The sequence below is a fragment of the Aeromonas sp. 601039 genome, from assembly GCF_049174415.1.
Classification (GTDB): Bacteria; Pseudomonadota; Gammaproteobacteria; order Enterobacterales; family Aeromonadaceae; genus Aeromonas; species Aeromonas veronii_A.
In genome coordinates this window covers 175,011-199,338 of the sequence record NZ_JAAKTL010000005.1, presented here as the reverse complement: position 1 = coordinate 199,338, position 24,328 = coordinate 175,011, and the positions used below count along the sequence as shown (strand labels likewise).

General features: G+C 60.8%; 20 protein-coding genes. 11 read left to right on the top strand and 9 right to left on the bottom strand.

Annotated elements, in window-relative coordinates; all coding sequences use genetic code 11:
* Nucleotides 1-136: 136 nt before the first annotated feature.
* From ligA to G5195_RS06815, 3 genes are all read right to left on the bottom strand, one after another.
* Entirely contained in the window at nucleotides 137-2,149 is a 2,013-nt protein-coding gene (gene ligA, locus G5195_RS06825; RefSeq protein ID WP_421222972.1) for an NAD-dependent DNA ligase LigA, read from the bottom strand.
* Nucleotides 2,150-2,248: 99 nt separating this feature from the next.
* Nucleotides 2,249-3,418, bottom strand: coding sequence for a cell division protein ZipA (gene zipA, locus G5195_RS06820; protein WP_421222970.1), 1,170 nt, complete (start codon nucleotides 3,416-3,418; stop codon nucleotides 2,249-2,251).
* A gap of 15 nt (nucleotides 3,419-3,433) precedes the next feature.
* Nucleotides 3,434-6,808 carry an AAA family ATPase gene (locus G5195_RS06815; RefSeq protein ID WP_150390404.1) on the bottom strand — a complete coding sequence of 1,125 codons (3,375 nt, stop codon included), beginning with the start codon at nucleotides 6,806-6,808 and terminating at the stop codon, nucleotides 3,434-3,436.
* A 213-nt stretch (nucleotides 6,809-7,021) separates the two neighbouring features.
* Between G5195_RS06815 and cysZ the strand changes: the two genes are divergently transcribed.
* A complete protein-coding gene (gene cysZ / locus G5195_RS06810; protein WP_005338455.1) occupies nucleotides 7,022-7,786 on the top strand; it encodes a sulfate transporter CysZ in 765 nt (254 codons plus the stop codon).
* Between the two features lie 146 nt (nucleotides 7,787-7,932).
* Nucleotides 7,933-8,547, top strand: a complete 615-nt coding sequence (locus G5195_RS06805) for a trimeric intracellular cation channel family protein (protein WP_335841859.1) — start codon at nucleotides 7,933-7,935, stop codon at nucleotides 8,545-8,547.
* 85 nt (nucleotides 8,548-8,632) lie between these two features.
* Here the strand turns inward: G5195_RS06805 and G5195_RS06800 are convergent, their stop codons facing one another.
* From G5195_RS06800 to G5195_RS06785, 4 genes are all read right to left on the bottom strand, one after another.
* Complete coding sequence (locus G5195_RS06800) at nucleotides 8,633-8,884, bottom strand: lipoprotein (RefSeq protein ID WP_005338457.1); 252 nt, start codon at nucleotides 8,882-8,884, stop codon at nucleotides 8,633-8,635.
* Nucleotides 8,885-8,931: 47 nt separating this feature from the next.
* Nucleotides 8,932-9,477, bottom strand: coding sequence for a DUF882 domain-containing protein (locus G5195_RS06795; RefSeq protein ID WP_421202826.1), 546 nt, complete (start codon nucleotides 9,475-9,477; stop codon nucleotides 8,932-8,934).
* Between the two features lie 165 nt (nucleotides 9,478-9,642).
* Nucleotides 9,643-11,127 (bottom strand): L,D-transpeptidase family protein, encoded by a 1,485-nt coding sequence (locus tag G5195_RS06790; protein ID WP_236381432.1) that lies wholly within the window; start codon nucleotides 11,125-11,127, stop codon nucleotides 9,643-9,645.
* A 92-nt stretch (nucleotides 11,128-11,219) separates the two neighbouring features.
* Nucleotides 11,220-11,984, bottom strand: a complete 765-nt coding sequence (locus tag G5195_RS06785; protein ID WP_421222963.1) for a substrate-binding periplasmic protein — start codon at nucleotides 11,982-11,984, stop codon at nucleotides 11,220-11,222.
* A gap of 316 nt (nucleotides 11,985-12,300) precedes the next feature.
* On the opposite strand from G5195_RS06785, the gene G5195_RS06780 reads away from it, so the two are divergent.
* From G5195_RS06780 to G5195_RS06760, 5 genes are all read left to right on the top strand, one after another.
* Entirely contained in the window at nucleotides 12,301-12,846 is a 546-nt protein-coding gene (locus G5195_RS06780) for a hypothetical protein (protein WP_041202288.1), read from the top strand.
* A 55-nt stretch (nucleotides 12,847-12,901) separates the two neighbouring features.
* Nucleotides 12,902-13,921, top strand: coding sequence for a glycosyltransferase family 2 protein (locus G5195_RS06775; protein ID WP_139410023.1), 1,020 nt, complete (start codon nucleotides 12,902-12,904; stop codon nucleotides 13,919-13,921).
* A complete protein-coding gene (locus tag G5195_RS06770) occupies nucleotides 13,918-14,289 on the top strand; it encodes a GtrA family protein (RefSeq protein ID WP_005338463.1) in 372 nt (123 codons plus the stop codon). Before G5195_RS06775 ends, G5195_RS06770 begins: the two co-directional genes overlap by 4 nt.
* On the top strand, nucleotides 14,289-15,455 hold the full coding sequence (locus G5195_RS06765) for a hypothetical protein (protein WP_139432736.1): 1,167 nt from the start codon (nucleotides 14,289-14,291) through the stop codon (nucleotides 15,453-15,455). Before G5195_RS06770 ends, G5195_RS06765 begins: the two co-directional genes overlap by 1 nt.
* Nucleotides 15,456-15,682: 227 nt before the next feature.
* Nucleotides 15,683-17,794, top strand: a complete 2,112-nt coding sequence (locus G5195_RS06760) for an alpha-amylase (RefSeq protein WP_421222961.1) — start codon at nucleotides 15,683-15,685, stop codon at nucleotides 17,792-17,794.
* A gap of 75 nt (nucleotides 17,795-17,869) precedes the next feature.
* Here the strand turns inward: G5195_RS06760 and G5195_RS06755 are convergent, their stop codons facing one another.
* Nucleotides 17,870-18,496, bottom strand: a complete 627-nt coding sequence (locus G5195_RS06755; protein WP_421222959.1) for a glutathione S-transferase — start codon at nucleotides 18,494-18,496, stop codon at nucleotides 17,870-17,872.
* A gap of 171 nt (nucleotides 18,497-18,667) precedes the next feature.
* Here G5195_RS06755 and G5195_RS06750 point away from each other — a divergent pair, with 171 nt between their 5' ends.
* From G5195_RS06750 to G5195_RS06735, 4 genes are all read left to right on the top strand, one after another.
* Nucleotides 18,668-19,312 carry a response regulator gene (locus G5195_RS06750; protein ID WP_005338467.1) on the top strand — a complete coding sequence of 215 codons (645 nt, stop codon included), beginning with the start codon at nucleotides 18,668-18,670 and terminating at the stop codon, nucleotides 19,310-19,312.
* Nucleotides 19,313-19,425: 113 nt separating this feature from the next.
* Complete coding sequence (locus G5195_RS06745; protein ID WP_167572398.1) at nucleotides 19,426-20,022, top strand: TetR/AcrR family transcriptional regulator; 597 nt, start codon at nucleotides 19,426-19,428, stop codon at nucleotides 20,020-20,022.
* A gap of 82 nt (nucleotides 20,023-20,104) precedes the next feature.
* Nucleotides 20,105-20,983, top strand: a complete 879-nt coding sequence (locus G5195_RS06740; protein WP_206900304.1) for an alpha/beta hydrolase — start codon at nucleotides 20,105-20,107, stop codon at nucleotides 20,981-20,983.
* A gap of 112 nt (nucleotides 20,984-21,095) precedes the next feature.
* Nucleotides 21,096-22,241, top strand: a complete 1,146-nt coding sequence (locus G5195_RS06735; protein ID WP_421235972.1) for a patatin-like phospholipase family protein — start codon at nucleotides 21,096-21,098, stop codon at nucleotides 22,239-22,241.
* 28 nt (nucleotides 22,242-22,269) lie between these two features.
* On the opposite strand, the gene G5195_RS06730 is transcribed toward G5195_RS06735, so the two are convergent.
* Nucleotides 22,270-24,222, bottom strand: a complete 1,953-nt coding sequence (locus tag G5195_RS06730; protein ID WP_005338473.1) for a monovalent cation:proton antiporter family protein — start codon at nucleotides 24,220-24,222, stop codon at nucleotides 22,270-22,272.
* Between the last annotated feature and the right edge of the window lie 106 nt (nucleotides 24,223-24,328).

Below are 24,328 nucleotides of genomic sequence, written 5' to 3'. Positions count from 1 at the left end.
TACTGATTGAGCAAACTGAGCACTCGGGAAATATTGCTCAGGCGCTTGCTGCACCCCCGCAAAAAATGGTGATAGCGGGGGAATAAAAAACAACCCGGCACGAATACCGGGTTGTTTTTTTATCAGAGAGACGAACTCAGCTCTGGCCTTGCAGCGCCTGCTGCAACTCCTCTTCGCTCCAGATGGTAATGCCAAGCTCCTGTGCCTTGGCCAGCTTGGAACCGGCCGCTTCCCCCGCGACCAGCACATCGGTCTTGGCAGATACAGAGCCCGCCACCTTGGCCCCCAGCGCCTGCAATGCCGCCTTGGCGTCGTTGCGCGACAAGGTGGTCAGGGTGCCGGTCAGCACGAAGGTCTTGCCGGCAAAGGGTTGCTCCGCGGCCTCTTTCTTCTCGATGGCCGGCCACTGGATGCCGGCAGCCAGCAAGGCTTCCAGCACCTCCACGTTGTGGGGCTGACGCAGGAAGTAGTAGACATGCTTGGCCACCACATCACCCACATCGGCCACTTCGAGCAGTTGCTCCACCGAGGCCGCGCGCAGGGCATCCAGGGTGAGGAAGTGGTTGGCAAGGTTGAGCGCAGTCGCCTCCCCCACTTCACGGATCCCCAGGGCAAACAGGAAGCGCGGCAGGGTGGTACTGCGCGCAGCATCGATAGCAGCCACCAGATTGAGGGCCGATTTTTGCCCCATCCGCTCAAGACCGGCCAGCTGGATGGCATTGAGGCTGAAGAGATCGGCGGGGGTCTTCACCAGCCCCTTGTCCACCAGCTGCTCGACAATCTTGTCGCCAAGGCCGTCCACATCCATGGCGCGACGGGCGGCGAAGTGCTTGATCGCCTCCTTGCGCTGCGCCTCGCAGAACAGGCCACCGGAGCAGCGGGCAACCGCTTCCCCTTCCAGCCGCTCCACTGCCGAACCACACACCGGGCACTCGGTCGGGAAGAGAATTTCACGCGCATCAACAGGGCGCTGTGCCTCCACCACGGCCACGATCTGCGGGATCACGTCCCCTGCCCGGCGCACGATCACGGTATCGCCGACCATCACGCCAAGGCGCTCGATCTCGTCGGCGTTGTGCAAGGTAGCGTTGGAGACAGTCACGCCGCCGACAAACACCGGTTTGAGCTTGGCGACCGGGGTCACGGCGCCGGTGCGGCCGACCTGAAACTCGACGTTCTCCAGCTCTGTCATCTCCTCCTGCGCCGGGAACTTGTGGGCGGTCGCCCAGCGCGGGGCGCGGGCCACAAAGCCCAGCTCTTCCTGCAGGGGGATGGCATCCACCTTGTAGACCACGCCGTCGATCTCATAAGGGAGCTCGCCACGACGGACCAGAATGTCGTCGTGGAACGCCTGACAACCGGCGGCCCCCTCTTTGAGCTTCACCTCGGGACTAAGCGGCAGACCCCACTCCTTGAGCTGATTGAGGCGACCAAAGTGAGAGTCACCGAGCAGCTCGCCGCCAACACCGACACCGTAAGCGTAAAAGCTCAGGGGACGGCTGGCGGTGATACGTGAATCGAGCTGACGCAGGCTGCCGGCGGCGGCGTTGCGCGGGTTGACGAACACCTTCTCGCCTGCGGCCAGCGCCTTGGCGTTCATCGCCTCGAAACCGGCCTTGGGCATAAAGACTTCGCCACGCACTTCCAACCGCTCGGGCCAACCAGAGCCCCGCAATGCGAGAGGAATGGCCTTGATGGTACGCACGTTCTCGGTGATCTCCTCACCGGTGGCGCCATCGCCCCGGGTGGCCGCCTGCACCAGCTGACCATTTACATAGAGCAAGCTCACCGCCAGACCATCGAGCTTGGGCTCGCAGCAGAAGGTGAAACGCACGTCACGCTTGAGGCGATCGCTCATCCGTTGTTCGAACGCCTGCAACTCTTCGCTGCTAAAGACGTTATCCAGACTCAGCATGGGGATCTCGTGGCGCACCTGTTTGAAGGTGGTCAGTGGCTGACCGCCGACCCGCACACTCGGCGAAGCCGGGGTTTTCAGCTCGGGGTGGTCAGCCTCCAGTGCGATCAATTCGCGCATCAGACGGTCGTATTCGGCATCCGGCACTGTGGGGTTATCCAGCACATAGTACTGGTGACCATATTCGGTAAGCAGTTCACACAATTGACGGTGGCGGGAGAGGGTGTCGCTCATGAAAAAGTCTCGAAGTGTGATTGAACATACGGCCGGGGTAGAAACAAAAATGCGGTACCTGGGTACCGCACTTTTTCTTCACTCGACCCGCATGGCGTATTAGTCGCGACTGGCCTCGTAGGCAGCCAGTTCGTGACGGTAACGGGCAATGGTCTCGTCGCTCAGCGGGCTGCGATCCATATCGGTCAGCATGGCATCGAGATCGCTGGCCAGCTGATCGGCAGCCTGCAGCATATCCTCGAAGGCAAACGCGGCATTGCTGCGCAGCGGCAGTTGCATGAACAGGGAGACACCCGGCGTGGTGAACTGCTCCATCCGGTACGGGTTGAAGGTACCCGGCTTGACCATGTTGATCATGGAGAAGAGCACTTCACCCTTGCCGTTGGGATCTTCGTGACGGTGGAAAATATCCATCTCGCCAAACTTGAAGCCCAGCGCCATCAGGGATGAGAGCAGGGTCGCACCTTGCAAGTCGTGACCCGGACGGCCCATCAGGTTGATGACATAGACATCCTGCCAGATCTTCTCGACCGGCTGGGGCGCCATGCGCGGCTCTTCCACCACAGGAGCAGGTGCCACATAGGCCGGCTCTTCATAAACAGGCTCGGGAGCCACATGGCGGGGCTGCGGCTGATATTCCGGCTCGGGAGCACGCACCGGTTCGGCACGAACGGTGTCGGCGGTACGGACTGTCTCTGCACGGGCACCAAAAGTCGGAGCGGTCGCGTAGGCGGGCTCGACCAGCGGCTCGTCATCCAGCGACTGCATCATGGGCTCGCGCTGGGGACGGGAACGGTAGACCGGGGTACGACGATTGACCTGAGCAGGTTTGCGCACCGGCGCGGCGGGCGCCTCGTCGATCTCCTCGGGCAGCGGTTCGTCGAACGCTTCCTCCTCTTCATAGACAGGAGGGGGCGGAACCGGGCGGGCAGCAGGCTTGCGCACTACGGGCGGCGGCAGATCGTCCTCGTCATCTTCATCATCAAAGGTGGGGACTGCAGGGCGACGACCGAGTTCCGGCTGGCGGCTCTCTTCACTGCGCAGCTTAGGCTCGGCACGACGGCCACCACTGACCACGCGTACCTGGCCGATGCCATCGCTGTCGAAGGCGTCGTTATCACGGTCCCGCGACTTGGAGTCCATCCGTCCAATCGGTTTCTCTTTGATCGGTGCCTGACGATTCTTTTTGTTGCTCCACAACCCGTGAATGAGCAATGCCGCAATAGCAATACCGCCCAGGGCAACCAAGATGTAACGCAATTCCTGCATTAGCTGCTTCTCTTTCTAGTTTTGCTCAGCCAAAGCGACGGCTTCACCGATATCGACCGACACAATGCGAGAAACCCCGGGCTCTTGCATCGTGACGCCAACCAGCTGCTCAGCCATCTCCATGGAGACCTTATTATGACTGATGTAAACGAACTGTACTGTGCTCGACATCTCTTTGACAAGAGAACAGAAGCGACCGACGTTCACTTCATCGAGCGGTGCATCCACCTCATCCAGCAGACAAAAAGGTGCTGGGTTGAGTCTGAAGATGGCAAAAACCAGCGCAAGCGCGGTTAACGCCTTCTCCCCCCCGGAAAGCAGGGCAATGGTAGCATTCTTCTTACCCGGAGGTCTCGCCATGATGCTCACTCCGGCCTCCAAAAGATCATCGGAGGTAAGCTCAAGCCAGGCACTGCCCCCACCGAACACTTTTGGAAACAGGGATTTTAAATCTTCGTTGACCTTATCGAAAGTGTCCCGGAACCGTATTTGTGTCTCTTTATCAATTCTTTTAATGGCTTGGCTCAAGGTTTCCAGCGCTTGCTCGAGATCCTGACACTGATTTTCAAGATAGGTTGCCCGGGTTTTCGCCTCTTCGTACTCCTCCAGCGCCGCCAGGTTGATGGCGCCGAGCGCCTCCACTTGCGCCTCCAGAGTCTGGATCTCCTGCCGCAGCTTGCTGCGATCAGCGGCGATCAGCACCGCCTGATCGAGGTCTACCAGCCGAATCCCCAACTCTTCGAACTGCTCGTGCAGCCCCTGTCGACGGGTGAGGTTGCGTTCGCGCTCAAGACGCAGGGTCGCCAGCTTCTCTTGCAACGTCACCAGCTGCTTGTGATCGGCACTTCTGGCCTGTTCCAGCTCACCCAACTGGCGCTCCAGCTCCGCAAGCCGTTGATGGCAGGCGAGCTGCTGCGCCTCCAGATTGCGCTGCTCGGCCAGCAGGGGCGCCAGATCCGGCACTGCTTCGCTATCCGGCCCTTTCAGCCCGGCCAGCTCCAGCCCGAGCCTCGCCAACTCCTCTTCACCTAGGGTAATGAGTTGGCGCAGATTGCCCAACTCCAGTTGCAAACGCTGGCAGGCCGCTTGTTGCTGCTCGCGGCGCACACGGGCCTCGTCGACCGCCCGCTCGCAGCGGGTCAACAGCTCCTGAGCAACCAGCAACCCTTGCGTCAGCGGCTCCCCCTGCTCCTGCAACTCGGCAAGGCGCGCCTCATCGAGTTCCAGTTGTTCACGGGCGCTGGCCAGTCGCTCTGCCTCTTCGGCCTGCTCCTGATCAAGCCGGATCAGCTCTTCGCCGAGCTGACCGAGCCGCTGCAACCGCTCCTGCCGCTGACCCTGTTGCAGGCTCCAGGCTTCGCGCAGTTGTTGCCATTTCTGCTCTTGCTCGCGCAAGGTTCGCTGCGACAACTCCTGCGCACTGGCAAGCTGGGCACGCCGGGCATCGGCAGCCACAAGTTGCTCGCTCAGCTGTGCCAGCCCTGCGGCAACCCTCTCCTGCTCGGTATGCAACCGCTCACGCTCACCGAGCAGCGCCATGGTGCCGAGCGCCGCGCCCTGCCCCAGATCTGCCCAGTTTGGCCCCAGCCAGTCGCCAGCAGGAGTCAGTACCGACTCACCGGCCGCAAGGCTTGGCTGGCGGGCCAATGCGGTCTCCCGGCTCTCCACCAGCCAGATGGCATTGAGGAAGGCGGGAATATGCTCGCCGCCCAGTTGCGCCGCCAGCGTACCGGCAACCGCCGGTTGCGCCGGGCCAATCCAGAGCCCCTCTTGCGCCAGATTGCACTCGTCCGCCGGCGTTGCGGTGAGCCAGCGACCCAGCACCTTGTCGAGCGCCGGTGCCCACTCGGGGGCAACCTGCAGTCGATCGGCCAGGGTCGCCCCCTCCATCTGTTCGCCGAGGATCTGATCCAGGGTCGCCAGCCGCGCCTCCAATTCCCGTTGCAGGCTCAACTGCTGGCCATGCAGCTGCTTGAGTTGTTCATGGGCGTCGACCGCCTGCGCCAGCTGCTCGGTCAGCTCGCCATTGGCCGCCCGCGTCAGCTCCAGCTCACCACTCATGGCATCGAGGGCCGGTTGCAGATCGTCGGCCTCTGTACCGAGGGGGCCAGCACGTTCATCTTCCAGCTTGAGGCGCGCCAGCCGGGTCTTGGCTTGCAGCTCCTGCAAACCACCCAACCGGGTACGAGTCTGGTTGAGCTGCCCCTGCAACCCGGCCAACTGTTGCTGCCACTGCTGCTGGCGCAAGCGGGCCTGTTCCAGCTGCTCGCTGGCGTGCTGGCGGGCCTCCTGCTGCTCGGTGAGCAACTGCTCACACTGCTCCAGCCGCGCGCTCTCCTGCTCGGCGCGCAATACCCCTTCGGTCAGTTGATCCTGCTGGCTGGCAAGCTGCGCCTTGCGGGTAGCAATCCGCTCGCCCAGCGCCTCTGCACGGGCCTGCCAGTCGCGCCCCAGTTCACTCTGGTGCAGTTGCTGTTGTTCGAGGCGGGCGATAGCTTGCCCACCGAGAAAAATCTGTTGCTGACGGCTCGCCTGCTCGGCTTGCGCCTCTTGTCTGGCGACCGACAGGGTGACGTGGCGCCCCTCATCGGCGGTGCGCTTGGCATCGAGCGCCGCCAGCGCCTGCTCGGCCTGCGCCAGTTCGGTTTTGGCCTCGCCAAGGCGCGTCTCCAGCGCCCACAACTCGGAGCCAATCAGCTCGGCGCGAGCAGCGCGCGAACGACTCTTGAGCTGTTTGTAGCGCTCGGCCGTTTCGGCCTGGGCTTTGAGGTGGTCAAGGCGCGAACCCAGCTCGCCACGAATATCGCCGAGGCGCTCCAGATTTTCCTGAGTGTGGCGAATGCGCTGCTCGGTCTCGCGGCGCCGCTCCTTGTAGCGGGAAACCCCGGCCGCTTCTTCCATAAAGAGCTTGAGATCGGCCGGACGTGACTCCACCAGTCGGCTGACAGTGCCCTGCTCGATGATGGCGTAACTGCGGGGGCCAAGACCGGTGCCGAGGAAGAGGTCGGTCACATCCTTGCGGCGGCACTTCTGGCCGTTGATCTGATAGTGGTTGGAGCCATCGCGCAGCACTTCGCGGCGCACCGAGATCTCGGTAAAGCGGCCGAACTCGCCGGGCACCCGGTTATGGGGATTGTCGAACACCAGCTCCACCGAGGCGCGACCGTGCGCACTGCGGTTGATGGAGCCGTTGAAGATGACATCGGTCATGTTCTCGCCGCGCAGATGGCGGGCGGAGCTCTCCCCCAGCACCCAGCGCACCGCGTCGATGACGTTGGATTTGCCACAGCCATTGGGGCCCACCACGGCGGTCATGTCTGCCGACAGTTCGATGCGGGTCGGCTCGACGAACGACTTGAAGCCGGCGAGTTTGATCAGTTTCAGACGCATGGCGACCTGTATCAGTGGCTAAATAAAGAGGATGCGGGCAGGTGACTTTACCAAATCCAGACCCGGCTTTGTTTGTAATATGCAGGCATCATCCCCATTCATGCCCGATTTTTGGTCGCCACGGCACGAAATAAGGAATAGTCGGCGACTTTACCAAATCAAAGGCTTGTTTGTAATATGCTGGCAGTTCTCCCATGCATAGATGGAGCTCACATGAGCCAATCACCCCATATGGTCAAAGATTCAATCAGCGGTGCAGACTACTTTCTGCGCGGTTTTTCCCTCATTCGCCAACCGGGCATCCGCACCTTTGTGCTGATCCCCCTGCTGGTCAACTTCGTGCTTTTTGCCGGGGCCTTCTATGCCCTGTTGCTGCAACTGGACGGCCTGTTCGCCTGGCTCCATCAGCAGATCCCCGCCTGGCTCGACTGGCTGGACTATCTGCTGTGGCCCATCGCCCTCATCACAATCCTGGTGGTCTTCTCCTTTATCTTCAGCTCGGTTGCCAACTGGGTCGCAGCTCCCTTCAACGGCCTGCTGGCGGAGAAGGTGGAGCAGATCCTCACCGGCCAGCCCGCCAATGACAGCGGCATGCTGGATATCGTCAAGGATGTGCCACGCACCTTCGGCCGCGAATGGACCAAGCTGAAGTATTACCTGCCCAAGGCCATCGGCTGCCTGATCCTGTTTCTGATCCCTGTGGTGGGCCAGACCCTGGCGCCGGTGCTCTGGTTCCTGTTCAGCGCCTGGATGATGGCGATCCAGTATGTGGATTATCCGTTCGACAACCACAAGATCGACTTCATCACCATGCGCGACGCCTTGAAGCAGCGCCGCGGCAAGTGCCTCAGCTTCGGCGCTTTGGTGACCCTCTTCTCCGCCATTCCGGTGGTAAACCTCTTCGTGATGCCGGTTGCCATCTGTGGCGCCACCGCTATGTGGGTCGATCACTACCGGCAGGAGCAGTTGGGGCGCTAACCCTTGAACATTGATTAGAAAAAGGCACCCGAAACGGTGCCTTTTTCGTATTTAGCATGAATTAAATTAATGCATGCATTCGATAGCTTGTCCCATATGACACGAGTTGGTAGGATTCTGGCCTTTCTCGTTCCCTGGGATATCTCATGTTACATGCACTCTTCTTGGTGGGCCTGGTGGCCGAAGGGATGACCGGCGCGCTGGCCGCGGGTCGGCGACGGATGGATCTGTTTGGTGTGGTGATCATCGCCTCGGCGACGGCCATCGGTGGTGGCACTATCCGCGATGTGCTGCTGGGCCACTATCCGCTGCTCTGGATTGAGCATCCGGAATACGTGCTACTGGTTGCGGCAGCCGCGATGGCGGGTGTGGTCTCCGCCCCCCTGATGCGCTACCTCGGCAAGCTGTTCATGGCCCTTGATGCCCTGGGACTGGTGGTCTTCTCCATCTTCGGTGCGGCTCGAGCGCTGGATATGGGCCACGGCGCCGGTATTGCCTGCATCATGGCGGTAGTGACCGGGGTCTTTGGCGGGGTGCTGCGGGATCTGCTCTGCCAGCGGATTCCACTGGTATTTCGTCGCGAGCTCTATGCAGCCATTTCGCTGATCACCGCAGCCCTCTACTGTCTGGCGCTGGATCAGGGCTTGCCCACCAACTGGGCCGCGTTCGGTTCCATCGGGATCGGCTTTGTACTACGACTGCTGGCGGTTCGCTTCAAGTGGGGTCTACCCACCTTCGACTATCAGTACGCGACCCACTGAGTACGCCAGCTTCTGGCGAGGCGGGTTGGATTGCGAGCAACAAAAAAGCGCCCGAGTGGCGCTTTTTTCATGGACGGTCTGCGACTCAGTTAATCCCTTCCGAGCTGAAGAAGGTCGCCTTGTCGGCGATAAAGCGGATCTTGATGTTCTTCCCTTCCCCGCCCCAGAGGCAGCTCGTAGTGCCCAGCGCATCATCACAGCGCTCCGCCTTGCCCAGAATGGTGCTGGCCTCAGCGTAGCTCATCCCCATCTTCAACTGGTCGTAATTTTCACGGTTGAGCTTGCTGCAACCGGTCAACAACAGGGCGATCAGGCCGCCAATCACTATCTTTTTCATCGCTATCTCCTCTCTGGTGGGAAGAGCTTGGCAGCTTGCCATCCCCTTTACCAGCTGCGCACCGGGCCGGTATCGAGGTGAACGAAGTTATCACGGGGATAGTAACCAACCCCACCCACCTTGAGCTGGAGCGCCGCCTTGCGCAGATGGGCCAGCTGTACGCCGGGGATCCGCACATCCACCGCCTGCCCCAGGGTGTGGTAGCTGTGTTTGGCCACGCCGTGGCTCTTGTGGCGCTTCTGACGATTGGTTGCCGGGGCGCGATAGCCGGAGATCAGCTGAATTTCGCTGCGCCGACCCAGCTTGTGCTGCAACAGGAACAGCTGATCAAACAGCTTCTTGTCGATGTTGAACACTTCATTGCGCCGGTAATCGCGGAAGATGTGGTTGAGCTCGGCCAACCCGTCGCTCAGATAGTGGCCGTTCTCCCAATAGCTGGCGCGCACCCGCTCGCCGGTATTGAGATTGAAGAAACTGAGTTCACGCCCGGTGGTACTGCGGCTGGCCAGTGCAGGGAAGGAGATCAGCGAGCTGCCCAGCAGGCAACCGGCTCCCAACAACAGGCGACGTCGACTTATCTCTTGTTCCAGCATAAGGGGTTCGTCCATCGCAGATTCAAGCGAAAAATAGTTGAATAAGATCACTGATTGAATGTGATACAGGCGTTTGAAACTACCCTCCGGCGGGGGGCCCTGTCAAACCTCAATCGCCCATAGAAAAGCCCGGCACAGGCCGGGCTTTTCACTCTGTGGCAGGGATCACAGCAGGCGGCTCTGGAAGCTGACCCGATCAAATCCGTAGATGTCGTTACGCAGTTGCTGGCGACCATTTTCGTCGATCCAGCTGCTCCAGTAGACGGTAAAGACCGGGATAGGCGTGGTGAGCGGCAACCATTTGGTCTGGCTCTCCTTGAGGATATTGGCCACCTTGTCCGGCTGATAGCGGGAGTCCGCCAACAACAGCTCGGCCAGATCGTCCGCATGTTCCACCCGGATGCAGCCCGAACTGAAGGCGCGAGCCCCCTGCTCGAACAGCGCCTTGCGCGGGGTGGAGTGCAGATAGATGGCGTCATTGTTGGGCAGGTAGAACTTGTAGCGCCCCAGAGCATTGTGATCCCCCGGCTTTTGCCGCAGGCGATAGGGGAAACCGGCGGCCAGCGCCTGATGCCACCCCTCTTCGGTGAACTGGACCGGATTGCCCTCGCTGTCGATCACCTCGAACTGCTCGCGACTCAGATAGGCGGGATCGCGACCCAGCTTGGGCAGGATGTCCTTGCTCAGGATGGAGCGCGGCACATGCCAGGAGGGATTGAGCACGATGGAGCGAATTTCGCTGGCCAGAATGGGCGTGGCCCGCTGCTCCTTGCCGACGATGACCCGGCTGGTAAACACCTCGTTGCCGGACTCCACCACGCTCAGGCGGTAGTCGGGAATATTGACCAGCACGTAGCGGCCACCGGCGAGCTGATCCACCAGATCGCGACGCCACAGGTTGCGCAGCAGCAGGCTGGCGCGCACTTGCGGGCCGGTATTGAGCCAGGAGCGGGTCTGACGACCGATAATGCCGTCCGCGGTGAGACCATGACGACGCTGGAACTGCTTGATGGCCTGCTCGGTATCACCATCGTAAATCTGATCACCATGGCTCGGGGCGCTGTCGCCCAGCTCGTTGAGCATGGCGCGGATTTGGCCGAGCTCGGCGGAGCTCTCTCCGGCACGCAGGGTCGGCATATCGAGGGTCGGCCACTTGCTGGCCATCGGCATTGCCAGCAGTTTGTGCACTTTGGCCCGCACCGCCTCGTATTCCGCCACCTGAGGGCGCAGGGATTTCACCTGAGTGAGCAGGTCATCATCGCTGGGTTGGGTCACTACAGGGCGGTTCAAATCGAGCTTAAGGGTCTTCATCTGCTCGCGCGAGACCAGATCCATCGCCCGCCAGGCGTGCTGGAAACGGCTCAGCTTGGTAAAAATGTCGTCATAGATGGCACCACGCTTGTCTGCAGGGGTGGCCTGCAGACGCTTCCACAGCGTGAAAAAATCGGGATGCAGCTGGGCAAGCACAGCCTCTTGCAACTGCTGCTCCAGCTCGACACGGGCCTGTTCGGCCTGACTGCCCTGATACCAGTCGTGTCCGGTTTCACTGGCCGCCACCACAACTTGTGCTTCGGTCGCATGTACCGCGCCAGCGGGCAAACATCCCAGCCACACCAGATTGGCAAGGGCCAGCCAATACTTCATCCCCATGGGTACCTCAAAACGGTTTGTTCACTCTGTCGGGCCTGACAAGCAGACCCGATGCTCAGGCCGCTCATGATGCGTGAACGGCCAATACTTTGCTAGCGCCCGGGGGCATAACGCTGCCAGATAATGTCATACGCATCTGTCTCCTTGAACCGCGCCAACGCCTGATTGAATTGTTGCAAGAACTGCGGCGAAAAGCTGCGCTTGCCCAACATAAAGAAGCTTGGCGATTCAGATACCACCATGGGGTGACTGGTGAACAGACCGCTCATCCCCTCCTTGTTAAGGGCGCTGGGGGTAGCCAGCATGTCACCGAGAAAACCGTCGATCCGCCCGCGGGCCAGCTTCTCATAATTTTGCTGGTCGCTCACCGCACTCACCTGTTTGGCATAGCGAGCGAGCAGCGACATCACTTCATCACCATAGAAGTACTCTTTGGTGACGCCGAGGGAGTAACCACTGGCCAGCCAGCTCGCCAGATCCTGCTCGGGGTAGTGGCTGCCCCTGCGGATCCACAGCAAGGTGCGACCCGGATTGTAGGAGTCGGAAAACCAGGCATAACGGGCGCGCTCATCATTGATATTCGCCTCCATCGCCATGTCTATCTCGCCATACTCCATTTCGTGCAGTACCCGCTTCCAGGGCAGCTCCACATAGTTGACCTTGCAGTGCATGGAAGTGAGCACAGCCGTCAGCACCTCGGCGGCATAACCGCGCACCTCTTGCGGTGAGTCGGCTTCGTAATAATGGTAGGGGGGCCAGTTATCGTAACCGACCTGAATAGGCTCGGGACACAGGGCCCTGGCCAATGCCATTGGCGCCCATAATCCAAGCAACAGACAGCAAGAGATCCACTTCATATGTCATCCTTGACGAATAAGTGAGTCATCATAAATCGCCCCCTGCAAAATGGCGATAGAGGCCAGATGACTATCGCATCCGCTAGAAAATGACGCAGCAAAGCGCTTCTATTTGCCAAATGCCCTGCCGGAGCGCCACTGGCAACCTGTGCCCCGCCAGGCCTGTTTAACCGGGAAACAGCAACGTTTGGAACAGGGGTAAAAAGGGGTTAATATGTGACCAAATATTTTTTTGTGATCCACTATGCTTTTTTTGCAATTGGATTAGCATATGCGCGACATCGGCCTACCAATTATGTCGGGCGTAGAGAGTGATATGACGTACAAAAAGTTTGGTTTTCTCACTGCCATCCTGGCGCTGAGCGGTTTTTATCTTTATACCCTCTATCTGGCTGCTCACCCCAACGTGAGCCTGGCCTACAAACTCTATTATCTGGAAGGCAAAACCCGCTTCTGGGAACACAACTCCAGCATGACCTATCAGCCTGGTAACGAGCTCAATCTGACCAAGCCGAGCCGCTTCCTCTCCAGCGAAGGCTGGGCCAAGAAGCCGAGCGACGAAGGTACCCTGCTCAGCGGTCAGGGCGGTCTCTACTTTGTGCTGCCCAAGCAGGCGGCCAATCCGGATCAGCTTACCGTACAGGCCCGCATCAACAGCCCGGAAGCCGGTGCCCTGTTGAAAGTGGCGCTGGGTCACGACTTCACCACCACGGTGAAACTGGCCAAAGCGGGCATCAACGAAATCCGCCTCAGTCTGCCCGGCGACTCACTCACGGCAGATCCCAAGCGCCCCAATTTTCTGGCGCTCTCGGCACCTACTCCCATCAATGTGCAGTCGGTACGTTTGACCGTAGCCCAGTGATCCTTGCCCCGAATACCATTTTATAAAAACAACTATCCCAAATAAGGACGTTCTTATGTCGCATCCAGATTTTCGACTCTCTCTGGTCGTTCCCGTTTACAACGAGGAAGAGAGCATCGATGCCTTCATCAACGCGATAGACAACGAACTGGCCCCGCTGAAAGACCAGCTTGAAATTGTATTCGTCAACGATGGCAGTCGTGACCGCACCCGTGAAGTGGTCGAGCAGGCCATCGCCCGTGACCCGCGCGTGACCCTGGTCAACCTGGCACGCAACTTCGGTAAAGAAGCGGCCCTGACCGCCGGTCTGCATCAGGCCAAAGGGGATGCCATCGTGCCGATGGACGTGGATCTGCAAGACCCGCCCGCCCTGATCCTGGAGTTCGTCAAACTGTGGCAGACCGGTGACTATGACACCGTCTACGGCATCCGCGTCGATCGCAGCGCCGATACCCCGATGAAGCGCCTGACTGCCGGTGGCTTCTACCGCTTCTTCAACGCCCTCTCCACCAGCACCAAGCTGCCGGAGAACGCAGGTGACTTCCGCCTGATCGACCGTCGAGTGGTCGAGGCGATCAAGCTGCTGCCAGAGCGCAACCGCTTTATGAAGGGTCTGTTTGCTTGGGCCGGTTTCCGTGCCGTTGGCGTCCCCTACGAGCGCCCGGCCCGTCACGCCGGTGAAACCAAGTTCAACTATTGGAAACTGTGGAACTTCGCCCTCGACGGTCTGCTCAGCTTCTCCAGCTGGCCGCTGCGGGTCTGGAGCTATGTGGGTGTCAGCGTCTCGCTGGTTGCCTTCCTCTATATCCTGAAAATCATCACCCAGGTGATCTTCTTCGGCATCGACGTACCCGGTTACGCCTCACTGATGTCTGTAGTGCTGTTCCTCGGCGGTATCCAGCTGCTGTCGCTCGGCATCATCGGCGAGTACATCGGCCGCATGTTCGTGGAAGTGAAACAGCGCCCGGTCTACCTCATTGAAGGGGTCTATGGCCAGTATGCCAAGCAGGATGCGGGCAAACCGCAGAGCGCTGACAGCAACCCGCAAGAGCAGCAGGAGCAGGCGCCGCAATGATCTCCCGCGAGGAATTCTGGCGGCTGGTACGTTTCGGTTTTGTCGGCGGGGGGGCTACCCTCGTCGACCTTGGCACCTCCATCGCACTGTTTCATACTTGGCCCACCATCTCGGAGCACCTGGTTACCACGTTGGCTTTTGCCATCGCGTTCTGGTTCTCCTTCTTTGGTCACCGCTACATCACTTTCCAGAAGCAGGGAGCCGCCAGCAAGTTTCTGCTGGTCGCCCTCTTCTCGCTGGCGGTGCGTAACCTGATCCTGAGCGGCCTGCTGTTTGCGGGGCTCTCCGGTCTGCTGCCGGTGGTCATCGCCACCCTGACCGTTACCGTCCTCACTTACGTTCTCTCTCGCGTCTGGGTTTTTGCCTGATGAATGATATGACCAATACTGCCCCGCTAACCGGGGCTACACTCCCCTATCGCCCGTCACTGCGCATCAGCGGTCGTGACTGGCTGATGATCATCGCCGCCTTCATGCTGAGCCGGGTGGCGCTGTATGGCATGGGTTACTTCGGTGTCCAGCTCTATGGCTCCCCCGACATCGGCCCGCTGCAGGCCTATTGTCAGTTCGACTGCGTCTGGTTCCAGCGCATCATCGAAAATGGATACGATCTCTACCCGCGCTGGCTGAGCAAGGGCAATGCGGCCAACTGGGCCTTTATGCCGCTCTACCCGATGGTCTCCGGCGCCATCTCCAACCTGTTCAATGTCGAGAGCCTGATCGGCCTCATCATTGTTACCAATATCTCTTTCTTCGCCAGCCTGCCGCTGATGCTGCTGGTGTTGCGTCAGCTCAAGCTGGGGGACGATACCGCCCGCTTCGGCGTCTGGCTGCTCGCCTTCTCCCCCTTCTCAGCCTACTTCGTCTCCGGTTATACCGAGTCGACCTTTATGGCGCTGATGCTGGGGATGTTCCTGTTCGCCTATCGGGAGCAGTGGCTGATGGTGGCCGTGCTGGGGGTCTGTATCTCCGCCACCCGCAACCTGGGGGTGATGATGGTCTTCCCGGTGCTGATCCTGGCGCTGCAGGCCTACGGCTGGCGGGAATTTTTCCGCTTTACCGAGCGCGCCTTCAAGGTGGTGTTCACCCTCTGGATGATCCCCTTTGGCCTGTTTGCCTACATGGTCTACCTCTATCACCTGACCGGCGATGCCTTTGCCTTCAAGCACATTCAGGTGGCCTGGGGTCGCTACATGGACAGCCCGCTGGATTGGTGGCTGAGCGGTTTCGAGCTGGGCGGCCGCAAGGCTTACCTCTCCATCATGGTGATCTTCGGCTGGTGTCTGAACGGCTACCTGTTCAGCCAGAAGCGCTGGGCTGAAGCGACCCTGATGTTCATCTGCTGCACCATCCCGCTGATGACCGGCCTCAACGCCATGCCACGCTACATGTTCGGGCTCTACCCGACCCTGCTGGCCATCATTCTGCTGACCCATCGCTGGCCCGCTATCCGCCCAGCAGTGCTCTGCATCAGCGGCATGGTTGCCTCCTTCATCGCGGTGGCCTTCGTCAACTTCAAGTTCTTCACCGTCTGATGTGACGACAATGCCTGATACACCAAATGCCGGTCACCTGACCGGCATTTTTATGGCCGCTATTTTTATCGACAGAGCGTCCCATCTCCTCTCCGTCACACTTTCCTCGGCTTGAAAACGTAACCATTTGAACTGAAGTCACAAATCGGCATTTTGCCGATCCAAGGCGCGCTTTGCTGCTCCTAGAATGGGCCCTTGTCCGAACTGCCCTGCTCAAGGAATGGCTTATGCGTCGTGCTCATTACTTATCCCCTCTCTGGCTCGCCCTGCTGGCCTCCCCTCTGTTCACCCAACAGGCGATGGCCGCCCCCGAGGTTCGCCTCTATGTGGATGGTCAGCCGGTGGCGACTCCGATCGCGCTGGACAAGGGCACGGTGGAGCTGACCCATCCCCTTGCCAAGGGGAGCCACCAGATCCGCATCAGCGACGCAGGCAACAGTTGCGGCACCAGCTTTGGCCCGAGCGAGAGCAAGCCGCTTCCCTTCGGCACCGCCCAGCCCATGGACAAATGCAGCAAGGATCACAGCTTTACCCTGCGGGTGATGTTGGCCGGGGAGTATCAGTTCACCTTCAACCCGGATACCCCCAGCCTCAAGGTGCTGCGGGCGACCAAGAAGAGCGAGTTCAAACGCCAGCCACCACAAGAGCCCTGCATCAGCTGGGATGGCGGCCCGGCCACTGTATCCCTGAAAGGGGTCTGGCCCGACGGCACCCGACTGAGGGATGCCTACTCGAAACAGGAGGCGGTGGTCAAACAGGGCAAACTGACCCTGACCCCGAGCAAAGAGAGCGGCGGCCTGCTGCTGCTCGAGCCGGTCAAGGCAGCCAAGCCAGCACCGTTCAGCTGGGATCAGGCGAGCGTCTATTTTCTGCTGACCGATCGCTTCAACAATGGCGATCCGGCCAATGACCACAGCTTCGGCCGCCAGAAGGATGGTCAGGATGAGGTAGCCACCTGGCATGGCGGTGACTTCAAGGGGCTGACCGAGAAGCTCGACTACATCAAGAGCCTCGGCATGAACGCCATCTGGATCACCCCCATGGTGGAGCAGGTTCACGGCTTCATTGGTGGCGGCGAGCAGGGCAATTTCCCCTTCTACGCCTACCACGGCTACTGGGCGCTCGACTTCACCAAGATTGACCCCAACTACGGCGATGAAGAGAGTCTGAAAACCCTGGTGGACGAGGCCCACAAGCGCGGCATGCGGATCATCCTCGACGTGGTGATGAACCACGCCGGTTATGCCACCCTCGCCGATCTGCAAGATCTCGGGCTCACCGAACTGACCCAGAACAGCAGCAAACTGCCAACCGTCTGGAACCAGTGGCGCCCGAGCGGCGGCCTCAACTGGCATGGCTACAACCAGTTCATCGACTATCAATCACCCGCGTGGAACAAGTGGTGGAGTGGTGACTGGGTGCGCGCCGGTCTGCCCGGCTACCCGCAGCCCGGCACCGACGATGTCACCGGCTCGGTGGCGGGGCTGCCGGACTTTCTGACCGAATCGGCCAAACCGGTAGGGCTGCCGCCGTTGCTGGCGGCGAAAAAAGATACCCTCGCCAAGGCGCTGCCCGACGCTACCGTGAGTGACTATCTCATCGCCTGGCACACCGACTGGGTGCGCCGCTTTGGCATCGACGGCTTCCGCGCCGACACCGTCAAGCATCTGGAGCCCGAGGTGTGGGCCAAGCTCAAGCAGGCGGGCACCGCTGCGCTCAAGGAGTGGAAGACTAACAACCCGGGCAAGGCCCTCGACGATCTGCCCTTCTACATGGTGGGTGAGGTATGGGATCACGGGGTCGCCAAGGATTTCTGGTATCAGAACGGTTTCGATTCCCTGATCAACTTCGACTATCAGCGCGAGTTCGCCCTGTCACAGGCCCAGTGCATGGCCAGCGCCGAGCCCACCTATGCCAGCTATGCCAGCCGCATCAATCAGGATCCCGAGTTCAACGTGTTGAGCTACATCAGCTCCCACGACACCAAGCTGTTCTTTGGCGACTATCAGGATGTGCCGCTACAGCGCCGGGTCGCCAACAGCTTTATGCTGCTGCCGGGCGGCATCCAGATCTACTACGGTGACGAGTCCGGCCGCGGGCTGGCCAAGGATGGCGGGGTGTTCGATCAGGCGCTGCGCTCGGACATGAACTGGCAGGAGCTGGCCAGCGGAGACAAGGCTGAGCTGGTCAAGCACTGGCAGCAACTGGGCCAGTTCCGCGCAGCCCATCCGGCTATTGCAGCAGGCAGTCACCAGAAACTCTCGGATGCCCCCTACGCCTTCGTGCGGGAGAAGGGGGATGACAAGGTGGTGGTGGTCTTTGCCGGTCGGCAGAAGTAGCTCTTGAGCCACATTCACCAGCAACAGAGAGGGGAGCCACTGGCTCCCCTCTCTCGTTTATCTATCTACCAAGGCTCACTGTGACAGGCGCGCCGCCACCGGCCACTGCAACCGCGCCTTGAGCAGGGTCTCCTGCCACAGAGGCCAAGAGAGCAGCGCCTGCTGATAGGCTCCGGCCTGACCGGGCAACAGGATGCCGTAGCTGGCCAGCCGATAGGCCATCACCGCATAGAAGGCATCGACAATGCCCGCCTCGCCAAAGTAGAAGGGGCCCCGCGCCTGCGACCAGATCTCCTGCAAACGGGCCAGCTCACCGACCGCCTCCACCGGGGGATCGATACGGGTTGGCGCCCCAAGAAAGAAGGGGAGCAGAGCACGGATCTGCCGAAATCCGGCGTGCAGCTCGGCGCAGAGGCTGCGAGCCAGTGCCCGCTCGGCCAGCGAAACAGGATAGAGCTGGCGGTCGGGACAGAGCTCGTGAACATATTCGGCAATGGCCAGCGAGTCGTGAACCCGCACGCCGTCGTGTTCGAGCCAGGGCACCAGACCGGCCGGTGCCAACCGCTTGAGCCGCGCCAGCGACTTGGCATCCTCCAGATCGAACACCTGCTCCTGCCATGTCAGCCCGCTCATGGCGAGCACCAGCGCAGCCCGCATCGCCCAGGTGGAGCCGGTGCCCACCGCCAATACCAAGGATCCCATCTGTTGCCTCCTGCATGAGTTGCCTGCGACCGGCCTGCCTGCCCTTGATGGCAAAACATCCGATGGTCGCTTCACATTTGCGCACCGGCGGGTTTGACCCTCTTGATGAGCGATGCTAGTTTGATTTTTCAAAACAATCAGTTAGCAACAATGTGAGCCATTAACCGAAATATGGACAGCCAATTTACCATCGTCATCGCAGATGACCACCCCCTGTTTCGGGGCGCCCTTTACCAAGCGGTGCACATGGCCATCAACGACGCTCAATTGCTGGAAGCGGACTCCATCGACAGCCTGACCAGCCTGCTCGGCGAGCACCCCGAAGTTGACCTGTTGCTGCTCGATCTCAAGATGCCGGGAGCCAATGGCTTCGAGGGGCTGGCCCACCTGCGCGGCCAATATCCCGACCTGCCCATCGTGGTGGTCTCCGCCTCGGAAGATGCGGCCATCATCCAGCAGGTGCTGCGGCTCGGGGCGCTCGGCTTTATTCCCAAGTCGGTGCCGATGAAGGAGCTGGTCAACGCCCTCAATACGGTGATCGGGGGGGATAACTGGGTGCCGGAAGGCATCTCGCTTCATCCCGAATCGGAAGATGGCCCCGATTTCGCCAGCAAGCTGGCCAGCCTCACCCCCCAGCAATACAAGGTGCTGATCATGCTGCGCGATGGCAGCCTCAACAAACAGATCGCCTGGGAGCTCAATGTCTCCGAGGCCACCATCAAGGCCCATATCACCGCCATCTTCAGAAAACTGGGGGTCAAGAACCGCACTCAGGCGGTTATCGCCCTGCAACAGCTCGATATCAAGGAGAGCTGAGCCCCGAACGCGGCGACACAGGCCAGATGAGATAGCCAGCCATGCTGGCTATTTGTTGCTCGACAATTAGCACGATCGTACTTTATGCTGCCAGCGCCAACGAGGAGAGAGTGATGAGCAAGGGGCGCCTGACCCGGGAAACCATTTTGCAGACCGCCTTCGAGCAGGCGAGCCAGCAAGGGCTGGAGAGCCTGACCATCGGCTCGCTGGCCAGCGCCTGCGAGATGTCGAAAAGCGGCCTGTTTGCCCACTTTCAATCTCGCGACAATCTGCAGATCGCCGTGCTGGAGTACGCCGCCGAGGTGTTCCGGCTGCGGGTGATCCAGCCGGTACGTCAGCAGGAGCACCAGAGCCAGCACGACAAGCTGATCGCCCTGCTGCGCGCCTGGCAGGCGTGGAACCACTGCTTCGCCGGTCGCTGCATGTTCCTCGACGCCTGGACCTCGGCGCAGGATGGCCATGAGCAAAAGAGCCTGGTGCAGCAAGCTGCCCGGCAACTGGTGCGCTTCTGGCTCGACTATCTGGCCCGTCAGGTGGTGCAGGGTCAGGCCGCAGGCGAGTGGCGACGGGAGATGGATCCCTGGCGCGCCGTTTACCGTCTCTATGGCCTCTATCTGGCGGATCAGGTGTTCAACGATCTCGAACTGTGTCAGGATCCGGCCCGCCACTTCTGGCCCGAGGTGGACGCTCTGCTGAGCAGCTGGCGCTGATGTTTTGGCATCCGTTCAACACGAATTTTTAAAAACCGACAAAAAAGCACGACCGTTCGCATATAAAAACCACAGGATGACCATGAGCAGCAAGATCTACTTCAACACTCGCCGCTTCAGCCCGAGCAAATGGCTGCTGGGGATCGGCACCCGGTTGCACCACAGACTCGCCCCTACCCATGCCAAGCGTACCGCCAGCAAGTTGCTGCTCACCCCCCAGCGCAACCAGCGCGGTGGCCACGAACCAGCCGGTCTGGTGAAGCAGGCCGTCCATACCAGCGAAGGTGTATTGATGAGCTATCGGCTCGGTCAGGGGCCGCTGTGGCTGCTGATGCACGGCTGGTCCGGCAGCGCCAGCCAGTTCTATCCGCTGATGAGCCATATCGCCGCGCAGGGTTTCACCGCCATTGCCTACGATCATCCGGCCCACGGCCAGAGCGCGGGCAACACTGGTCACCTGCCCCGTTTCGTGCGCGCCTTCGACGAGCTGGCAACCAAGCTGGCCAGTGAAGTAGGCCCGCTGCACGGGGTCATCGCCCACAGCATGGGAGGCGCCGTCACCCTCTCCAGCCGTCAGGCGGGTATCGATACCCTGCCGCTGCTGTTGATTTCGCCGGTGCTCGACTATGTGCCCCAGCTCTACGGCATGGTGGCGCGCTCCGGCTACTCCATCCGGTTGTTCGATGCGGTGGTCAAGGAGATTGAGCAAGAGTACCAGCACCCCTTGAGCACGGTCGATCCGCTGGGTCGCCTCGCCAGTCGCAGCGGTGCGGCAATGATAGTACACGACGAGGAGGACAGATTTGCCCCGCACGGCGATTCCTTGCGGGCCAGTCAGGATGGTCATACCAGGCTGGTGAGCACCCGGGGACTGGGCCACGGTCGTATCCTCGCCAGCGCCCCGGTATTCGCCGCCTTCGATCAGCTGGCTCGGCCGGAAAATCCTCACCGGGCCCTTTGACATGGGGTCATGAAAAAAACGGGCAAGCGCCCGTTTTTATATTTGATACAGCGCCTTATAGTTAACTTGTCAGTGGGAACATTCTTGTCAGAACACGATAAGGCGCCAGCATATGGCCAGACCCAATACAGCGTTGTTGCTCACCGGTGGCGGTGCTCGCGCCGCCTATCAGGTCGGCGCTCTCAAGGCGATTGCGGAGCTCTACCCGCGCAATCTCGGCATCCCTTTTCCCATCCTGTGTGGCACCTCGGCGGGGGCCATCAATGTCACCGCGCTTGCCTGCTACGCCTCCTGCTTCCATCTGGGGGTGCGCAAGCTGGAGTGGGTCTGGCGCCGTTTCGAGACCCACCACATCTTCGATTTTCACCCGGGACGCCTGCTGTGGCGGTTGATGTACGAGGGGTCGGCAGGGCTGATCAATCCCCACACCAACCACGCCTTTCACCTCTTTGACAACGCGCCGCTGCACCGCCTGCTGGATCAACTCATCGACTATCACCGCATCGATGACAACATCCTCTACGGCAGTCTGGAGGCGCTGGCCATCACGGCATCGGATTACGATGACGGCCTATCCACCACCTTCTTTCAGGGGCGGGCCGACCACCATCCTTGGGAGCGGGCCAGACGGCGCGGGGTACGCACCGTGCTTACATCTGAGCATCTGCTCGCCTCCTCGGCGTTGCCCTTCATCTTTCCGGCCACCCGGATCGGCGAGAAGTTCTACGGCGACGGTTCCATCCACCAGTTGAGCCCGCTCAGCCCCGCCATCCATCTGGGGGCGGAGCGGATCCTGCTGATCACCCTGGATCCGCCAGCGCACTCGGCGCCGACCCATCACCATGGCCATCTCACCAGCTCCAATATCGCCAGCCATCTGCTCGATACCGTCTTTACCGACACCCTCAACTCCGATCTGGAGCGGCTATGGCGCATCAACCAGACTCTGGATCTTATCCCTGAGCGGGAGCGCAATCGCCTCAAGCTGAAACGGGTGGAGACCTGCGTGCTGAAACCGAGTCAGGATCTCGACACCATCGCACTGGCATACCTGCGCAAACTGCCGCTAAAGTTGCGCCGCCTGTTGCGGGTGCTGGGCGTGAAGGGGGATGAGACCAGCAGTCTGGCCAGCTTTTTGATGTTCTATCCGGGTTATTGCCAACAGCTGATCAAGCTGGGCTATCAGGACACTCTGAGGGAACGGGAGAGAGTCGTCGCCTTCCTCGATATCGAAGGGCTACCAAAAGAGCGGGAGTAAAGGGGGCTGCCGATGAGTGCGAGGGGACTCAGCGTCCCTCCAGCAAACGCTGCTCCGCCTGCTCCATCGCCACCACGGTACCAAACAGGATCAGCCGATCGCCAGCCGCCAGCACCAGCTCGGGTCTGGGTTCCAGACTCTGATCCCCGCGCTGCACCTCCTTGATCCGCACCTCATCGAGCGGCAACTCGCGCACTTCACGGCCTACCGCCCACGCCTGATCGTGCAGCAACAGGGGATGGAGGCGTTCAAGCAGCTGATCCGCCTCCAGATTGCTGGCGCTCTGATCCCCCCAGTAGAAGCCGTGCAGAAAGCGATACTGGCTGCTGCGCTCCAGCTCCATCCGGCGGATCACCCGACCGATGGGGATATCGCAATTGAGCAGCAGGTGGGAGACCAGCATCAGGGCCCCCTCCTGGGATTCGGGGATCACCTCAAACGCCCCCGCCTGCTTGTACTGCTCCAGAAAGCTGTCATCCCGGGTACGCACCAGCACCTTGAGATCCCCCGCCAGTTCGCGGATCAGTGCCAGCATCGCCTCCACCCGCTTGCGGTCATCGAAGGTGATGATCACCAGCCGCGCCCGCAACAACCCGGCGGCCAGCAGAATATCGCGGCGGCTGGCGTCGCCGAAGGCCACCTGCTCCCCCGCCAGCTTGGCCTCGCTCACCCGCTCGGGGTCGAGGTCGAGGGCCAGAAAGGGGATCTCCTCTATCTTGAGAAAGCGGGCACAGGTCTGCCCAGCTCGGCCAAACCCGGCGATGATGACGTGCTGGTTTTTGCTCAGGCCCGACTGTGCCACCTCGGAGCGGGTCAGCAACGCAGGATCGGTAAGGCTGCGAGCCAGCGAATGGGCCTGGGTCACCAGCCAGGGAGTCATGGCGATGGAGATGATGCCGATGCCGATCAGCAGGGAGACCAGTTGCTGATCCAGCAAGCCGTGGTGCAGCGCCAGTGCCAGCAGCACGAAGCCGAACTCCCCCACCTGACTGAGCATGATACCGGCGGCCATGCTGTCGCGCTTGCGCTCCCCCATCAGCCGCCCAGCCAGCAGTACCAGCAGGGATTTGCACAGCACCAGCAACACCACGCAGATCAGTACCTGCCACCAAGCCCGCGCCACCAGCTCCCACTCCATGGCCATGCCGATGGTGATAAAGAAGAGCCCCATCAGCACGTCGCGAAAGGGCTTGATGTCCACCTCCAGCTGATGACGGTAGTGGGACTCCCCCAGCATCATCCCCGCCAGAAACGCCCCCAGCGCCATCGACAGCCCGAGTGAATGGGTCATGTAGGCGGCCAGCAGCGCCACCAGCAGGGCACTCAGCACGAACAACTCGTCGGAGCGGGCCCGCGCCACCTCGTGAAACAGCAGCGGCAGCAACCACTTGCCCACCGCCAGCAGAGTGAAGAGAGCAAACAGCCCCTTGAGGGTGGCCCAGGCGATCTCGGCGGCCAGGGCGCTCCCTTGCACTTCCGGCTGGGCGAGGATCGGGATCATCACCAGCAGGGGCACCACCGCCAGATCCTGAAACAGCAGCACGCTCACCCCCAGCTGGGCGCGGCGGGTATGAAGCTGCTTCTGCTCGCCGAGCTGCTTGATCACCACCGCCGTCGAGGAGAGTGCCAACGTTCCCGCCACCACCAGCGACTGGGCCAGACCCAGCCCCCACCACCAGCCGATGGCGAAGAAGAGCAACGAGGTGAGCAGCACCTGCAACATCCCGACCCCCAGCACCAACCGGCGCATCGCCAGCAATTTCGGCAGGGAGAACTCCAGCCCCAGCGAGAACATCAGAAAGACGATCCCCAGCTCGGCAATGGTCTGCATGATCGACTGGCCGGTGATCACCGCCAGCCCGTGGGGGCCGAGCAAGACGCCGGCAATCAGGTAGGCGAGGATGACCGGCAAGCCGAGGCGCCGGAAAGTTGCCACCAGCAGCACGGCGGCGAACAGCAGGATCAACAGGTCGGTGTACAAATTTTCCTCTCCTTTTATCGACTTAAGCTTAGTCAGCCGATCTGGCGGGCAGGAAAGATATATTGGGCATGCCAATTGCAGGGAGGAGACAGTAGTCAGGTGTTAC